The sequence below is a fragment of the Nocardia bovistercoris genome, from assembly GCF_015674855.1.
In the GTDB taxonomy this organism is placed as follows: Bacteria; Actinomycetota; Actinomycetes; order Mycobacteriales; family Mycobacteriaceae; genus Nocardia; species Nocardia bovistercoris.
This window is the reverse complement of record NZ_JADMLG010000002.1, coordinates 676,573-693,269: the sequence shown is the minus strand read 5'-3', so window position 1 is coordinate 693,269 and position 16,697 is coordinate 676,573. Positions and strand designations below refer to the sequence as shown.

Genomic DNA, 16,697 nt, shown 5'->3' with positions numbered 1-16,697 from the left:
CGCCCTCCCCCCCCCCGCCGCCGCCCCGCCCCCCCCCCACCGCGCGCCCCCCCCGGCGCGGTGTTCGCGTTTCACCCGTGGGTGGTGACGGGCTTGCCCGGTGTGAGTTCGGGCAGTTGCCGTCGCGCGGTGTCGAGCAGCGCGAAGTAGCGGCGCAGCATCAGGACCGCGGTGGCCGCGAGTCCCGCGGTCAGCCCCCACCACACGCCCGCGGCGCCGAGGTCGAGCGGGAAGGCGAGCAGCAGCGCCGAAGGCAGTCCGACGATCCAGTAGCCGACCAGCGACAGCCGGAACCCGGCCTTGGTCTCCTTGAGTCCGCGCAGCAGTCCGGTGCCGATGTTCTGGGCCGCGTCGAACAGTTGCAGCACGATCCCGATGAGCAGCAGGTTCCGGGCGATCTCGATGGTCGCGGTGTCGGCGGGATCGAGGAACGGGCGCAGGACCACATTCGGCGCGACCACGTACACCGCTCCGGTGACCGCGGCGACGATCGCGGCGTGGCGCAGCGCGAGCCAGGCCAGCGCACGCGCGTGGTCGAATTCGTCGCGGGCCGCGGCGTGGCTGACCAGGATCGACGCACCGTGCGAGATGCCGATGGCGACCTGGAAGACGATGTAGATGATCTGGTAGACGACATTGTGCGCGGCCAGCGCCGCGGCGCCGAAACTGCCCATCACCAGGGCCAGTACCGAGAACATGCCCGCTTCGGACCCGTAGGTCAGCGCGATCGGGGTGCCGAGTCGCAGTTCGGCCACCACCGTCGAGCGGTCGGACGGCCACGGGCGCAGCGACAGGGTGCGGCCGAGTTCGGCGTCGCGGCGCACCATGGCGTAGAAGGCGGCGAAGCTGATCAGGAAGACCAGCGCGGTCGCCACGCCGATGCCGGTGAGTCCGAGCGCGGGCAGGATCGTCCAGCCGTGCATGAACGCGAGGGCGAGCACGAGGTTGAGCGCGACCGTGCCGAGGGTGACCATGAGCAGTGCCTGCGGGCGCTGCATGCCGACCGTGTACTGGCGCAGCACCTGGAACCACAGGCACGGCAGCAGTCCGGGTGCGAGGGCGAGCATGAGCGGGCGCGCGTCGGCGAGCACCCCGGCGTCCTGGCCGAGGTATTGCAGCGACCAGCCGAGGCCGATCAGGACGAGTCCGCCGAGTAGCCCGGCGATGGTGGCGATGAGGAAACTCGCGCGCACTGTGTCGCGGATCTCGTCGTCGGCGCTGTCGCCGCGTTTGCCCGCAGCGCTGACGGCGCCCGCGATCTGGTTTCCGGTGCCGGTGATGAGGCCGACGCACATGGTACGGATCTGGTTGAACAGCACGATGGCCAAGCCGCCCGCGGCGACCTGGCGTACGCCGAGGGTGCCCATGAGGGCGATATTGGTGGTGGATACGGCGATCTGAGCCAGTTGGGTCAGCGCGATCGGCGCGGCGAGGGCGGTGAGCCGCCGCCCGTCGGCGCGGAACTCGGACAGCATCACCGGTCCCGCTCCTTCGCGCGGCGGGCTTCGCGGTGCGTCGCGTCGCGGATCGTCAGGGGCTTCATCGCGCCTCTCCACTCGGAGTTTTCGGGTAAGGCAGACCTAAGTACTCGATGTTCTCAATCACCGTGCGTGCGACGCAACGGTGATATGCGGCACAGCCTTTCGTGACAGCACAGCCTTTCGTGACGGCGCGGCTTTTCATGACGGCTCGGTCTTTCGCGTCATGAGCGGCCGCGCCGGGGAAATCATCGTGCGTCGACCAATCCCGGTCGGCGGGTCACGGGGGCGTAGCGCGCCAGCAGTTCGGCGACCCGCGCTTCGACCTCGGGGGCGAGCAGGTCGCGCTCCGCCATCCAGGTGTCGTCGAAGACGGTGTCCAGATATTTCTCGCCGCCGTCGCACACGATGGTGACCACCGTCGAACCGGGCGGGAACTCCTCGAGGCGCGCGAGTCCGACGAATACCGAACCGCCCGCGGAGCCACCAAGCATGAGCCCGTTGCGGGCGGCGACCGTGCGGGCCGCCGCGAAGGCGTCGATATCGGAAACCTTGACCCCTTCGTCGAGTAGTGAGTAGTCGACCGCGGTGCCGATGGTCGCGCCCGGCGGGGTGCCGGTCCCGGACTGCCAGTACGGGCCGCCGGGTCCGCCGAAGGCGATGGATCCGACCGGTTCCACGCCGATCACCCGCGGTATGCACCCCAGTTGGCGCAGCCTGGTCGCCGTGCCGAACAACGAGCCGCCGGTTCCGACCGACGAGAGCAGGATATCGACCCGCTCCACATCTTCCAGCAACTCATCGGCTACCGAATAATAGCCCACCGCGTTCGCGTCGTTGTTGTGCTGTTCGGTGAAATACGCGTCGGGGCGCTCGGCGGCCATCGCCTCGGCCAGGTCCTCCCGTGCCGAGGTGGCCAGCTCGTCGTCACCGTCGTCGGCGACGAAGACGAGTTCGGCTCCCATCGCTCGCATCGCCCGTAACTTGTCCTTACTCGCGTGATGATCGACCACCGCGGTGAAGCGATACCCACGTTCGGCGGCAACTACCGCCAACCCGAGACCGGTATTGCCGGATGTGGATTCGATGATATGTCCGCCATCGCGCAGCAATCCGCGCCGTTCCGCGTCGAGCACCATCTCCCTTGCCATGCGGATCTTGGCCGCGCCCGTCGGATTGAACTGCTCGAGTTTGAGCAGCAGCCGGGTACCGGTGGCGGTGGTCGCCAATTCGAACAGGGGCGTGCGGCCGATCAGGTCCGTGACGCGCGTGACGAGTGGCATGGGTATCTCCTCGATCGTGAACGGTCCGACCGCGTGCGAGGGCTGGTCGCGGATGCGGTCGGTTGCGGCGCCCGTGGTCAGGCGTCGAGTCTCCAGCGCAGCCGGTCGCCCTCGGCGTCATCGATGACGACCTTCGGCGGTATCGGCAGCTCGTGAAACGCGGACTCGTTGGAATCCATTTGATAGCCTGCGGTATTCGGGTAAACCAGCAGGTCGCCGGTCGTCGCAGCGCGCGGCAGCGGGATGCGGCGCCAGCTCAGCATGTCCGATTCCAGGCAGGTCGCCGCGCCGACACAGGTCGGGGTCGGATCACCGGAGCGTCGCGGCCACAACACCGGATCGGGCAGATACTCGCTGTCGAACCACTGTTCGGACAGGCTCAGGCTGGTGCCGTCGACGGTGAGCAGCCGATAGGGCTCGCCGTGCGCGGATCTGGTCTTGACCCCCTGCACCCGGAACACCGTCGAGCCCGCCCGGTCGAGCAGGGCGCGCCCGGGCTCGATGGCGAGCCGGATGCCGTTGCCGCGCAGCCGCGCCGCCAGGTCGCCGTGTTCGAGAATGGTCGACAGCATCGCCGGGCCCGGCGCGGGATGGTGATACGGGTAGAACGAGTCGAAACGCTTCCCGCTGTGGAACCACTCGCCGTCGACGCCGTCGGTGAATTCGCGCCATGCCCGCTCGGGCAGGTAGTCGACCGCGAAGCCGCCGCCGATGGAGATCGTCGAGGCGTCGTGGCCGAGCGCTCTCGCCTCGATACAGCGGTCGATCAACTCGCATGCCTGCTCGGCGCGCGCCACCGGATCGTAGCCGGACAGGTGAAAACTGAAGCCGGCCAGACCGACCGGCCCGCCCTCGCGGTCGATCAGCGCGACCGCCACCGCGAGTTCGTCGGCGGTCATGCCGAATCGGCTGGTCGAACCGGTGGGCAGCACCCGTAGCAGCGCCCGAGCGGGACCGGTTGCGGCCGCGAGCGCGGTGACTCGATCCAGTTCCTGCACACTGTCCATCGCGATCAGCGCGCCGTGCCGCAGTGCGAGCCAGAGCAATTCGTCGGACTTGGCCGGGCCGGTCACCATCAGGTCGGCGCCTCGGATGCCGTGCGCGAGCGCGGCCGTCAATTCCCCGGTGCTCGACACGTCGACGCCGGCACCCGCGTTCGCGCACGCCCGCGTCACGCACGGCGACTTGTTCGCCTTCTTGCCGTAGTAGACGACACCGGCGATCCCCGCCTCACGCATGACCGCGCGGAAGGCATGGATATTGCGTTCGACGCGCGCGGGGTACATGAGGTGGAAAGGGCCGCCGATGGCGAACGCGATATCGCCCAACAGATCCGGATGGTCTAGCAGTCGACGTTCCCACGAATCCCGATGGGCGGGCAAAGGTGTCGCGCTGATCCGCCCTCGGCCGACGGCGCCCTCCGGTGCGGTCCTCGCACCGTACTGGGATTCGGTGTTCGCGGCGCGCTCAGCTGCCGCGCGTGTGGATGCCGGGTCGGAGAGCGGACCCGGCGCCTCGGCGATCCCGCGGTCGGTCGAAGAGTCCGGGGCGCGGGCCGGTGTGGCGTCGGGGCCGCGCACGGGATGGGCTTCGGAGATGTGTTCGGGCGCCGCGGAACCCGGTGCGCCCGAAACATCCGACCGGGTCCGAACGGGGTCGGGACCCGTCAGTCCCACAGCGGGACCTCCGTGCCGCGCCCTTCGGCGATGGCCCGTTCGGCCAACGCGTGCGCGACCGCGACATCGGTGAGTACCAATCCGCTGTTGTAGACGAAGATCCGTTCCTCCTCCGACCGGCGACCGGTCGCGCGGCGGCTCAGGATCTGCGGCAGTTCGGCGTCGACCTCGCGCAGCTTGCCGTCCGGCCCCGCCATGTCGGTGCCGGTCAGCTGCATCTGCTCGGCGCTGGTCGCGATGACCCGGTCGGCGTCGACAAGGGCGGACGGCGCGAGCCCGTAGCCGACCAGCACCGCGACCGATCCCGGTGCGAGATCCTCGGATTCGAGCGCGACCTCGGTGCCTGGCCCCGCGGTCGCGAGCACCACGTCGGCGGTCGCGGCCGCCGCGCGCGGATCGGGCACGGTTTCGAGGATGGCGTGCGGGTAGTGCTCGGCGAAGATGCGGTGCACCGCGTCCAGGCCCTCGGGGTGGGTGCCGTACACCATCAGTTTGCGCAGTTGCGGATTCGCGGCGAGCAGATGCGGCAGCGCGTTCCTGCCCTGGGTGCCGGTGCCGATCAGCAGGACGCTCTCCGCGCCGCGGCGTATGGTCTCGCGCACCAGCAGCGCCGAGACCGCCGGTGTGCGCAGCGCGCCGACGCGGGCGCAGTCCATCATCGCGATGGGTGCGCCCGTGGTGTCGTCGTAGAGGGTGATGGTGGTGTAGTAGCGCTTGGTGATGCGGTCGTGACCCGGATCGAATTTGTAGGAGGTCTTCATGGCGACCACGCGCCTGCGGCCGTCGCGGCCGAGCATCGCGTAGGCCACCGACCAGCCGTCCGGGTTGGCGACGCTGAGTTTTCGCGGATTGTCGGATTCCCCCGCCGCGAAGGCGAGGTAGGCGTCCTCCACCGCGCGCACCACATCCGCGGGGGAGATGGGCACGTCGGCCAGGTCGCTTCGGCTCAGCACGCGCAGCGGCGTGGCTCGGTCACGGGCGTTCAACGGATCCTCGTTCATATGTCGTGCCGTCCCGCCCTGCTCCCGCCGCCGGGGTCGCGTGCACCCCGGTCGCCTGCCGATCCGTTCCGACTCGGAACGGAGCAACGATTTGTTGCCCGTATCCATTCTCGTCGGCTTCGGCCGCTCGGCGGCGGCGTTCGGGCAGTCGGATATTGACTCGTTTCAACCAGCGGTCGGTGCCGTCGTAGCGAGCGGTGAAGGGAACGCGGCCGTGCACGGCCACATCGTTGTCGACCAGCAGGATCTCACCGGGATCCAGCGCCGCTGTGACGCAAACACGTTCCAATTCGGCGCCGAGTCGGGCGTAGGCGAACCGGAATTCGGGATCGGCGTCGTCGAGCGGGGTGTAGGCCGGATCGTACCGAATGGTCAGATCCGCTGTGCCGTAGCTGCTCTCGCTCCACACGGTCGGAACGGGCGGCGCGTCGTGGCGCTGGTAGCCGCTGCCGTAGGACACGTCGGGCAGGATCGGCAGCGTCGGAACGCCGAGCACCCGCAGTTGCGCGCCGGTGAGTTCGACGCGGCGCACCGAGGAGACGGTGGTGCCGACGCGGTCCGGATTGCGCAGGCAGGCCAGCATGAGCAGATGGGAACGGGCCGGATGGAACGCGTCCTCGCTGTGCGGGGCGAGCAGGGTCTTGCTGCTCGCGCCGGATTGTTCGTCCTCGTGTCCGTGGGAGGGCAGGATGTTGTTGACCAGCCTGCCGCCCTGTTGACCTTGCCAGCCGAAAGGCTCACCGGCGCAGCGTCCGAGCAGCATCATGACGATGTCGAATTCGAAGGACGCGGCGCGCAGTTCCCGGTCGCCCGCCCATGCCGCGGCCTCGCCCCAGGTTGCCGGTGTCGGCCCGAATTCCGTGTCGGTCACCGGAAGTCGGCTGAGGATGGCCGCGCCCGCCGAACCCGATGGCGCGCGCAGCAGATGGGATAACTCGGCCGGGAGTTCGTCGACGCGCGCGTCGAGGTGCGCGACGAGCGCGGGATCTGTCAGGGTGCGCGCGCGCCGCGCCGGGTCCGCGGCTGCGGCATCCAGGTCGCGGCAGATTTCGCGCGCGAGCGCACGCACCGCTTGCCCGAGTCGGGGCGGCAGTTCGCGTCGCTCGATATCCATCGGGTGAAGCGTTTTACGTTCGGAGAGAACGCTTTTCACCAGGAATCCCTTCTTCGCATCGGTCGAGAAGTGGGTGACGATCCGATCTGCGAAGTTAGCGTTTCCTGTCATCTTAAGCAAGGCTTACCTAAGCGAGTCGTCAAACCCTCGAGAGTGCGTCCAGGTGGTTCCCGTGTCGCGTTCTCCGGCGATAGCTAACCAATGGCATACCGTATCGCGGCCCGAATTCCGAGCGGCGCGCCACGCAGGCGCGTTCCGCCCTCGGACCTGCGCGTCGGGGTCGATTCCGTCGGTTTGCCGTGGCGGATAAGGAATCAGGCTAGCCTGTCCTCACCTTGTCGGGCGGGTTCGTCGAGGTGGTACGGGTGTTTCGAGGAGGGCGGCACCATGACATATGACCGGCGTCAGTTCTTGCGCGGCGGACTCGGAATTGGTGCGCTAGCGCTGGTAGCGGCGTGTTCGGACTCCGCGGACACCGGTGGGTCACCGCGCGCGGGCGGTACATTGCGGGTCGGTGCGCTCGGCAGTGCGGCACGCACCCAGCGGGACCCGCACGCGAACCTGAGCAACGACAGCGACTTCCTCATCACCGCACTCGTCTACGATGCGCTCACGGTGCCGGGCGCCGATCCGAACGTCGTACCGCGACTCGCCGGCAAATGGGAGTCCGACAGTACCCGCCGACGCTGGAGTTTCACCATCGCCGAAGGCGCCGCGTTCCACACCGGAGCGCCTGTGACCTCGGAGGATGTCGTCTGGTCGCTGCGCAGGTTGCGCTCGGTCGGCGGTGTGTCCAAAATGCCTGTCGCTGAGTCGGATATCACGTCCGACGGTCCCGACCGCGTGGTGCTCACGACGTCCGCGCCCAATACCCAGCTGCCGCTGTCGGTCCGGCTGATGAGCTTCACGGTCCCGAAGGACACCACCGACTTCACCGCGGGCATCGGCACCGGCCCCTTCCGCCTGGAGTCCTATCGTGGCGGCAACGCCACCCTGGTGCGCAACGACCGCTGGCACGGCGGCGCACCGCATCTGGACGCCATCGAGGTCAGCCTGTTCGAAAGCGTTACCGCACTGGGGAACGCGATCCTCGGCGGCCAGATCGACCTGGCCTCCAATGTCGGCGCGATCGGCGGGCGCACCGCCGAGGGCCGCCCCGACCTGCGAGTCGTGCGGCGCGGCGACGACACCATGCTCGGCGTCGCCATGCGCACCGCCGACGGCCCTTTCGCCGATCCGAGGGTGCGCACCGCGGTTCGGCTCGGCGTCGACCGGAACGCGCTGGTGAATCAGGTGCACTCGGGCTACGGCACGGTCGCCAACGACATCCTCGGCACCGCCGACCCCGGCTACGACACCGCGCTCGCCCAGCGCACCCGCGACCCCGATCGCGCGCGAACCCTGCTGCGCGAAGCCGGATTCGACACCGCGCGCGGCTACCAGCTGCACACCAAGGCCGAGGCGCCGGGCGAGGTGGAGTCGGCGAAGGTCATCGCGACCCAGCTCGCCGACATCGGGCTGAAGGTGGAAGTCGCGGCGCAGGACGCCAACGCCTTCTACGACCAGACCTGGTTGCGCGCACCGTTCTACACGGTGTCATGGGGCACCAACGATTCCACGTTGTTCTTCGCCGAGAAACTCATGTCCTCGGGCTCCAACCGCAACGAAACAGCGTTCGCCGACCCGGAATTCGACGCGGCGACGGCACGGGCACTCGCGGCGGGAGACGACGCCGCCTACCGCGCCGCCACCGCGGACGTGCAGCGCATCCAGTACGAACGTGGCGGCTACCTGGTGTGGGGGATGGCCGACGGGGTCGATGTCGCCTCATCCCGGGTGAACGGCCTGCCGACGCTCGGCGGCTTCGCGCGGGTCCAGTTGGAACGGGCCTGGTTGTCGTAGTGCTCGCCTTCCTTCGCCTGTTCGCACGCCGAGTGCTGCTGCTGGTCGCACTCCTGGCGACGGTGTTCGTCGCCGTCGACCTGCTGCCGGGCAGCACCGCCGAAGCCGTGCTCGGACGCGATGCGACCCCGGAGCGCATCGCGGCCGAGGAGCACCGGCTCGGCCTGGATCGGCCACTGGCGCAGCGCTTCCTCGACTGGATCGGCGGCGTGGTCACCGGTGATTTCGGCAGCACCGCGCGCGGTCGCTCGATCAACGAACTGCTGGCCGAGACCTTCCCGCCGACCCTGCTGCTCGGCGGTATCGCGCTGGCCCTCACCGTGTTCGCCTCGCTGATCCTCGGCGCATGGTGGGCGGCTTCCGCTGCTTCGGTCGGCGCGCGGCGGCCTCGCGGGCGCGGCGTGCTCACCCGGATCCTGGAACCCGCGACCACGACCGCCGCTGCCGTCCCGGAATTCGTGGTCGCGACCCTGCTCGTCGCGATCTTCGCGCTCGCGCTCGGACTGCTGCCCGCCGTGACCGTGACCGGCCGCTCCGGATTTCCCGTCCGCCCCGACATGTTCGTGCTGCCGGTGCTCGCCCTTGCCCTCCCGCACATCGGGTGGAACACCAGGGTGGTGCGCGCCGCCCTCGCCGACGCCGCAAGGGCGCCGCACGTGGAGAACGCGGTGCTGGAGGGGATCGCGACCCGTTCGGTGCTCGTGCGCCACGTGCTGCCCTCCGCGCTGCCGACCATCGTGGCCAGCTTCGCCACCACCGTCGGCATGGTGCTCGGCGGTTCCGTTGTGGTCGAAACCCTGTTCAATTTCCGGGGACTCGGCGCGTTGCTCGCTGGATCGGTCGCCGATCGCGACACCTCCGTGGTCGCCGCGGTGGTCGCGCTGAGCGGCATCGTGGTCATGCTGGTGCTCGCGGTATCCGATGCCGCTCGCGCGTATTCCTTGCGGGGACAGGGATGAAGACGCGGCGCGCGCTCGGATCGACCGTGACCGCACTGCCCGCGGCGGCGGTGATCCTCTTCGCCGTCATCGGTCCGTGGGTCGCGCCGTATTCCGTGGAGCGTCCGGTGGGTATGCCTTTCGCGCGGCCGCATGCGGACAGTTGGCTCGGCACCGACCGCCTCGGTCGCGATGTGCTCAGCGGATTGCTCTGCGGCGGTGGGGGACTGCTGCTTCTGGCGGCGGTGGTCGCCGTCCTCGTCACCACTGTGTCCGCGGTGCTCGGCGCGACGGCGGCGCTGCGGCCCCGTGTCGGCGCGATCATCGAGACCGCAGGCGATTTCGTGATTCTCGTGCCCGTCGTGCTCGGTGTGCTGCTGATACTCACCGGGTGGCCGAGCGGCGGGGTGTACGGGCTGATCCTCGTGGCTCTGGTCTTCGGGACACCCTATTGCGCAAAAGTTTTCGCTGCCTCTGCCGCTGGTGTCGCGGCCAGTGGCTATGTCGAATGCGCCCGTGCGAGCGGTGAAGGGCTGCCGTATCTGGTTCTGCGGGAGGTGCTGCCGAATCTGCGCGAGATCATCGCCGCGCAACTCGGACTGCGGTTCGTGGTCGGGATCTATCTGGCCGCGACCGCGTCCTTCCTGGCGCTGCCCGCCGGGATCGGCGACACGAACTGGGCGGTCATGGTGCGGGAGAACTCCTCCGGGATCCTGCTGAACCCGTGTTCGGTGGTGGCGCCGGGGCTCGCTATCGCCGTGGTCGCCGTCAGCGTGAATCTGGCGGCGACGCGGCTGGGTCGGGTGCGCGCCGACCTTCCCGCGTCGGTGGATACCGGGCGAGCCGATTCCGTCGGTCTCGATGATGTCGTCGTTCCGGTCGGGAACAGCGTCGGGCGCCTGCCGGATTCGCGTCACACGGCTGATCCGACGCGACGCGACGAGTCCGCTGCCGTGGTGGTCTCGGGACTCGTGGTGCGGGGACCCGGGGCGCGAAAACTGCTGGGACCGGTCACTTTCACCATGCGGACCGGCACCGTGACCGCGCTGACCGGTCCGTCCGGATCCGGGAAGACGACCCTCATGCGCGCGCTACTCGGGCATCTGCCCGAAGGAGCGATCCGGTCCGACGGATGCGTTCAGGTCGCCGGTGACAACGTCTTCGCCCTGGACCAACGAACCCTGCGGCGGTTGCGCCGCGACCGGATCGCCTATCTCCCGCAAGATCCGGGTTCGACCTTGCCGCCAACGATGCGAGTCCGCACCGTACTCGCCGAACTCGCGCGCGACCGATCCGCCTCCGCGCTGCGCGAAACACTCGACCTGGTTGGACTTTCCGATGAAATACTCGACCGCCGCCCCGCGCAACTGTCGGGCGGACAGCAGCGCCGAGTCGCCCTGGCACGCGCCCTGCTGCGACACACCGAGGTCCTGGTACTCGACGAGCCGCTGGCGGGCCTGCACGGCGCGCTACGCACCGAGATCGCCCAACTACTCCGCGATATCGCCATGCGGCGCGATATCGCGGTACTCCTGTCCGGTCACGACACCGGCGCCATCCACGCCATCGCGGACCGGGTGATCGACCTCAAGCCCGAATCCGCACGGCACGAGGCGAATACGATATCGGCGGTCGAGTTGTGTGGGGGGCACGCGCGGCTCCCGGTCCGGTGTTCGGAAGCAAGGTCGGCGGTGGGTAGCGGTGCGAGCGCGCCGTCGTCGGTGGCCGAATTCGCGTCCGCCAGGCCGGACTCGGCGCGTGTCACGGGCGGTACGGCCTCGGTGGGTGCCCGTGAATCGGCGGTGACGGCCCGCACGTCCGCTCCCGAGTCGGCCGGGGCGTCGCATTGCGGTGCGCGTGGGGCGGGGGTGGAGACCGCGGGCGCCGAGGCGGTGCCGGTGATCGGCGGCGGTGCCATCGCGGGTGTCGGGGCGAAATTCGCGCTGGTCTCGACTCGGGGGCGGTCGGAGGCGGTGACGGCGGACATGGCGCTCGTGGCGCGTGGGATTCGCGCGTCGGTCGGTGGGAGCGCCGTGCTCGATGGTGTCGACCTCGATGTGCGTGCGGGGTCGGCGTTGGCGGTGGTCGGGGTGTCGGGGGCCGGTAAGACCACGTTGGCGCGGGTGGTCGCCGGGCTGCACCGCGCGGCTTCGGGCAGTCTGCGTTTGCGCGGCGTGGCGTTGCCGGTCGGGGCGGTGCACCGGAACGGTCACGGCGGTGGCGGTATTCGGCTCGTCACACAGAATCCGCTGTCCGCTCTGAATCCTCGGCGCACCGTGGCGCAGACCTTGGCGCGGCCGTTGCGGCGGGTCGGCGGCATTTCGCGTGGGCAGGTGGCGCGGCGGGTCGGCGAACTGCTCGACGCGGTCGAGTTGAGTTCGGTGCTGGCCGAACGTTATCCGCAGCAACTTTCCGGCGGGCAGCGGCAGCGGGTGGCGCTGGCAAGGGCGTTGGCGGCCGATCCCGCCGTGCTCGTCTGCGATGAGATCACCTCCGCGCTCGATCGCGCGACCGCCGCGTCGATCATGGCTCTGCTCGACGGGCTGCGAGCCGAGCGCGGTCTCGCGCTGTTGGTGATCTCGCACGACATGGGTGTGGTCGCCGAGCACTGTGCGGAGGTGCTCGTGCTGGACGGCGGCCGGGTGGTCGAATCTGGCGCGACCGCCGCCATCCTCGCCGATCCTGGTCACGCGGCGACCCGCAAGATGCTCCGTTAGCTCTGTGGACAACTTCTCGGCCTGTGGACAACTCACGGCGACCCCTTCGACACCATCTAGAGTCGGTGTCACGGCCGACGGAGCCGCCGACCAGGGGGGAACACCATGGCATCACGCGTGTTGTCACGTCGTGCTCGCGTGCGCGGGCCGCGGGCGGGCCACCCGGTGTCGGCGCGCGCTCGCCCGGCGGGTACCGCGCCGAATCCGGATGATGGAGTTGTGTTGTGGATGAAGCGCGTCGCCCTTGCCGCCGCCCTGGTGAGCGCGGTGCTCGTGGCGGCGTGCGGTAGCGGTCCGCCGCTGCCGCCGATCCCGGAGGGCATCCCGCCCGGGCCCGGCGCGGCCTTGCCCGCCATCGATCTCGACGGTCCCGGGCGCACTTCGGTGCAGTTGCGCGGCTGGGCGGGCGAGCAGTCGAGTACCGGCATCTCCTCGGTGGCGCTGGAGGCCTACGGCTACGCGGCGGCGATCATGGGGCGATCCGTGCCGGGGTGCGGAATCGCCTGGACCACCATCGCCGGGATCGCCAGCGTCGAGAGCAGGCACGGTACCCACGGCGATTCCGATCTGGGCGACGACGGATTCGTCCGCCCGCCGATCATCGGCATCCCGCTCGACGGCGCACCGGGTGTCGCGCTGATCCGCGACACCGATCGCGGCGTACTCGACGGCGACCCCGTATACGACCGCGCCGTCGGCCCGCTGCAATTCATCCCCGAGACCTGGAAACGCTGGGGCGTCGACGCCAACGGTGACGGCGTGGCCGACCCGCAGAACATCGACGACGCGGCGCTGACGGCGGCCAGATACCTGTGCGCGAGCGGCGGCGACCTCACCTCAGAACGCGGATGGCAGAAGGCGCTGCTGACCTACAACCAGTCGACGGTCTATCTGCTGACCGTCCGCGACCGCGCGGCCGCCTACAGCGTCGGCCGCCGAGTGTGATCGGCGTGCGTACCGCGCTCGGGCCGAGCCCACCGTGCCGGACCCTGAGAGCCGCGCTGTCCTGCGATAGGCTCGGCAGCGCACGGCCCATGCCCGTGAGACCCACCGTGCCAGCAGCGAAGGAGTGTCGTTTTCGTGGCCATCATCGAGCAGGTCGGAGCTCGCGAGATCCTGGATTCTCGCGGCAACCCCACTGTCGAGGTCGAGATCGCCCTCGACGACGGCACCTTGACCAGGGCGGCCGTGCCCTCCGGTGCCTCCACCGGTGAGCACGAGGCCGTGGAACTCCGCGACGGCGGCGACCGCTACCTGGGTAAAGGTGTGCAGAAGGCCGTCGAGGGCGTCCTCGACGAGATCGCGCCCGCCGTCATCGGACTCGACGCCGTCGAGCAGCGCACCGTCGACCAGGTCCTGCTGGATCTGGACGGCACCCCCGACAAGTCCCGCCTCGGCGCGAACGCCCTGCTCGGCGTCTCGCTCGCGGTGGCGCGGGCGGCGGCCGAGTCCTCGGGACTCGAACTGTTCCGCTACCTCGGCGGTCCGAACGCCCATGTGCTCCCGGTGCCGATGATGAACATCCTCAACGGCGGCGCGCACGCCGACACCGGCGTCGACGTGCAGGAATTCATGGTCGCGCCGATCGGCGCCCCGACGTTCAAGGAGTCGCTGCGCTGGGGCGCGGAGGTCTACCACTCCCTGAAGTCGGTGCTGAAGTCCAAGGGCCTCGCCACCGGCCTCGGCGACGAGGGCGGTTTCGCCCCCGACGTGGCGGGCACCAAGGAGGCGCTGGATCTGATCAGCGTCGCCATCGACAAGACCGGTCTGAAACTCGGCACCGACGTCGCACTGGCGCTGGATGTCGCGGCCACCGAATTCTATTCGGCGGGAAGCGGTTACAAATTCGAGGGCAGCGACCGCACGGCCGCCGAGATGGCCCAGTTCTACGCCGACTTGATCGCCGCGTACCCGCTGGTGTCCATCGAGGATCCGCTGTCGGAGGACGATTGGGACGGCTGGGTCGCGCTCACCGACCAGATCGGCGACAAGGTCCAGCTCGTCGGCGACGACCTGTTCGTCACCAACCCCGAGCGTCTCGAGGAGGGCATCGCCAAGGGCGCGGCCAATGCGTTGCTGGTGAAGGTGAACCAGATCGGCACGCTCACCGAGACCTTGGACGCGGTCGAACTCGCGCATCGCAACGGCTACAAGACGATGATGTCGCACCGCTCCGGCGAGACCGAGGACACCACCATCGCCGATCTCGCCGTCGCGGTCGGCAGCGGTCAGATCAAGACGGGTGCGCCCGCACGCAGCGAGCGCGTCGCCAAGTACAACCAGCTGCTGCGCATCGAGGACGCGCTGGGCGATTCCGCCCGGTATGCCGGGGACGTCGCGTTCCCGCGTTTCGCGTTCGAGGGGTGAGACAGACGGTGCGCGCGGACAACCGGATTCGCGGCGGCCTCAGCCGCCGTGCCTGCTCCGCGCGCACCGAGTTCCGGGGGGCGCCATGACGGAGCGTCGCGCGCGTGGCGCCGGCCCGACCGGACGCGGCGAGCGGCGCACCACGCGCTTCGCGGGGTCGCGTCCGCGAGCGGGCGCCGATACCGAGACCGCTGCCAGACCGGCGGCGGCCAAGCGGGCCGCGCGCCGCCGCGGCGAGGGCGACCGGGTTGCCGCGCCACGCAAGATCCCGGCGCGCCGATCCGGTGACCGCTACGACAAGACGATCCTCGGGCTGTCCACCGGCAAGGCGGTCATTCTCGCGGTTGTGGTGTGCGCGTTGGCGTTGACCCTCGCGGTTCCGATGCGCACCTATTTCGCCCAGCGCGCCGAGGCCGCGGAACTGGCCCAGCAGCGCCGCGAGTTGGAATCCGATGTCGCGCGGTTGCGCGATCGGCGTGCGCAGCAGCAGGATCCGGCGTTCATCCGCGCGGAGGCCCGCGATCGACTGCGGCTCGTGATGCCGGGCGAGACGCCGTATATCGTGCAGGTTCCCGGAATCGAGGCGCCGCCGCGCCCGGCCGCGCCGACCCAGTCCAAGCCGCCCGATCCCTGGTACACCGAATTGTGGGAGACGATCTCCCAACCCCAGCCAACCGCGCAGGCCGAACCGACGCCCGCGCCCGCCCGGGAAGGACCCAGGTGACCGCACCGAACGACCGCGACCTCGAGATCATCGCCGAGCAGCTCGGCCGCGCCCCGCGCGGTGTGCTCGCGGTGGCCTACCGGACTCCGGACGGGCTGCCCGCGGTGGTGAAGACGGCGCCGCGGTTACCGGACGGCACCCCCTTCCCGACCCTGTACTACCTGACCGACCCGCGACTGACCGCGGAGGCGAGCCGTCAGGAGTCGGCGGGTGTCATGCGCGAGATGACCGAACGCCTTTCCGCCGATGCCGAGCTGGCGGCGTCCTATCGCGCCGCGCACGAGAGCTATCTCGCCGAACGCGACGAGATCGAGTCCCTCGGTACCGAATTCACCGGCGGCGGCATGCCGGAGCGGGTGAAGTGCCTGCACGTGTTGATCGCGCACGCCCTCGCGAAGGGCCCCGGCGTCAACCCGTTCGGTGACGAGTCGGTGGCGCTCGCCGCCGAGCACGGACTGCGCGGCACCGCGATTCCGGCGGACTGGCCGACCTACGAACGGACGAAGGAACACTCATGAGCGAATCGGCGGACACCGGGCACCGGGTCGCGGCGGTCGACTGCGGTACCAATTCGATTCGACTGCTGATCGCGGATGTCAAGCCCGACGGCACCCTCGTCGATGTGCACCGCGAGATGCGGATCGTCCGTCTCGGCCAGGGCGTCGACGCCACCGGGTCGCTCGCGCCGGAGGCGATCGAACGCACCCGCGTCGCGCTCGCCGATTACGCGGTGCTGATGCGCGAGGCGGGGGTCGACAAGGTGCGCATGGTCGCCACCTCCGCCACCCGCGATGCCGCCAACCGCGCGGATTTCTTCGGAATGGCCCGCGCGGAGCTCGGCGCCGTCGTGCCGGGCGCGGAGGCGGAAGTGATCACCGGCGACGAGGAGGCCCGCCTGTCGTTCACCGGCGCCATCGGTGAATTGGACAGTGCGGCGGGTCCTTTCGTCGTGGTCGACCTCGGCGGCGGCTCCACCGAATTGGTCTTCGGCGATGCCGACGGCGTCCGCGCCGCCTATTCCGCCGACATCGGCTGCGTGCGCATCACCGAGCGCTGTATGCCGGGCAACCCGCCGACCGCCGAACAGATCGCGGCCGCACGGGAATTCGCCACCGAACGACTGACGGAGGCGTTCGCGAAGGTTCCCGTGGAGGGCGCGCACACCTGGGTCGGCGTCGCGGGCACCATGACGACGCTCGCGGCGGTCGCCCTTGATCTGCCCGAATACGATTCCGAGCGTGTGCATCTGACGAGCCTGACCCTCGACCAGGTGCGCGAGGTCGGCGACAAGCTGCTCGCGATGGACCACGATCAGCGCGCGGCGCTCGGCCCGGTGCATCCGGGGCGGGTCGACGTGATCGGCGGCGGCGCCGTCATCGCCGAGGTGCTCGCCTACGAATTGTCCCAGCGCGCGGGGATTTCGGCGCTGATCGTGAGCGAGCACGACATCCTCGACGGCATCGCCCTATCGATAGCCTGAGTCGACGCACCGGCGGC

Annotated in this window: 13 protein-coding genes; 8 read left to right on the top strand and 5 right to left on the bottom strand. The window is 69.7% G+C overall.

The genetic code is table 11. The features are described 5' to 3' along the window. Positions 1 to 71: 71 nt before the first annotated feature. The 5 genes from IT779_RS07195 to IT779_RS07175 all read right to left on the bottom strand — a co-directional run bounded on the left by IT779_RS07195 (position 72) and on the right by IT779_RS07175 (position 6,552). Entirely contained in the window at positions 72 to 1,475 is a 1,404-nt protein-coding gene (locus tag IT779_RS07195) for an MATE family efflux transporter (RefSeq protein ID WP_196148354.1), read from the bottom strand. Between the two features lie 251 nt (positions 1,476 to 1,726). Continuing rightward, the gene (locus IT779_RS07190) at positions 1,727 to 2,761 is read right to left on the bottom strand and encodes a PLP-dependent cysteine synthase family protein (RefSeq protein WP_196148353.1); all 1,035 of its coding nucleotides are present in this window, start codon (positions 2,759 to 2,761) and stop codon (positions 1,727 to 1,729) included. Between the two features lie 77 nt (positions 2,762 to 2,838). Then, entirely contained in the window at positions 2,839 to 4,158 is a 1,320-nt protein-coding gene (locus tag IT779_RS07185; RefSeq protein ID WP_408637737.1) for a type III PLP-dependent enzyme domain-containing protein, read from the bottom strand. 269 nt (positions 4,159 to 4,427) lie between these two features. After that, complete coding sequence (locus IT779_RS07180; protein WP_196148352.1) at positions 4,428 to 5,438, bottom strand: ornithine cyclodeaminase family protein; 1,011 nt, start codon at positions 5,436 to 5,438, stop codon at positions 4,428 to 4,430. Beyond that, a complete protein-coding gene (locus IT779_RS07175; RefSeq protein WP_198428216.1) occupies positions 5,410 to 6,552 on the bottom strand; it encodes a TauD/TfdA family dioxygenase in 1,143 nt (380 codons plus the stop codon). Before IT779_RS07175 ends, IT779_RS07180 begins: the two co-directional genes overlap by 29 nt. Before the next feature lie 387 nt (positions 6,553 to 6,939). Here IT779_RS07175 and IT779_RS07170 point away from each other — a divergent pair, with 387 nt between their 5' ends. The 8 genes from IT779_RS07170 (at position 6,940) to IT779_RS07130 (ending at position 16,680) form a co-directional block, all read left to right on the top strand. Continuing rightward, the gene (locus IT779_RS07170; protein ID WP_196148351.1) at positions 6,940 to 8,454 is read left to right on the top strand and encodes an ABC transporter substrate-binding protein; all 1,515 of its coding nucleotides are present in this window, start codon (positions 6,940 to 6,942) and stop codon (positions 8,452 to 8,454) included. Continuing rightward, the gene (locus tag IT779_RS07165) at positions 8,454 to 9,413 is read left to right on the top strand and encodes an ABC transporter permease (protein WP_196148350.1); all 960 of its coding nucleotides are present in this window, start codon (positions 8,454 to 8,456) and stop codon (positions 9,411 to 9,413) included. Before IT779_RS07170 ends, IT779_RS07165 begins: the two co-directional genes overlap by 1 nt. A gap of 26 nt (positions 9,414 to 9,439) precedes the next feature. After that, positions 9,440 to 12,109: an ATP-binding cassette domain-containing protein gene (locus IT779_RS37525; protein ID WP_332838695.1), complete on the top strand. Its 2,670-nt coding sequence runs from the start codon at positions 9,440 to 9,442 to the stop codon at positions 12,107 to 12,109. A 228-nt stretch (positions 12,110 to 12,337) separates the two neighbouring features. Further along, positions 12,338 to 13,054, top strand: coding sequence for a lytic transglycosylase domain-containing protein (locus IT779_RS07150; protein WP_196148349.1), 717 nt, complete (start codon positions 12,338 to 12,340; stop codon positions 13,052 to 13,054). A gap of 135 nt (positions 13,055 to 13,189) precedes the next feature. Beyond that, complete coding sequence (eno, locus tag IT779_RS07145; RefSeq protein ID WP_196148348.1) at positions 13,190 to 14,476, top strand: phosphopyruvate hydratase; 1,287 nt, start codon at positions 13,190 to 13,192, stop codon at positions 14,474 to 14,476. 85 nt (positions 14,477 to 14,561) lie between these two features. Beyond that, complete coding sequence (locus tag IT779_RS07140; RefSeq protein ID WP_196148347.1) at positions 14,562 to 15,200, top strand: FtsB family cell division protein; 639 nt, start codon at positions 14,562 to 14,564, stop codon at positions 15,198 to 15,200. Continuing rightward, complete coding sequence (locus IT779_RS07135) at positions 15,197 to 15,718, top strand: DUF501 domain-containing protein (RefSeq protein ID WP_196148346.1); 522 nt, start codon at positions 15,197 to 15,199, stop codon at positions 15,716 to 15,718. The genes IT779_RS07140 and IT779_RS07135 overlap by 4 nt, the downstream gene beginning before the upstream one ends. Continuing rightward, positions 15,715 to 16,680 carry a Ppx/GppA phosphatase family protein gene (locus IT779_RS07130; RefSeq protein ID WP_196148345.1) on the top strand — a complete coding sequence of 322 codons (966 nt, stop codon included), beginning with the start codon at positions 15,715 to 15,717 and terminating at the stop codon, positions 16,678 to 16,680. The genes IT779_RS07135 and IT779_RS07130 overlap by 4 nt, the downstream gene beginning before the upstream one ends. The last annotated feature ends 17 nt before the right edge of the window (positions 16,681 to 16,697 follow it).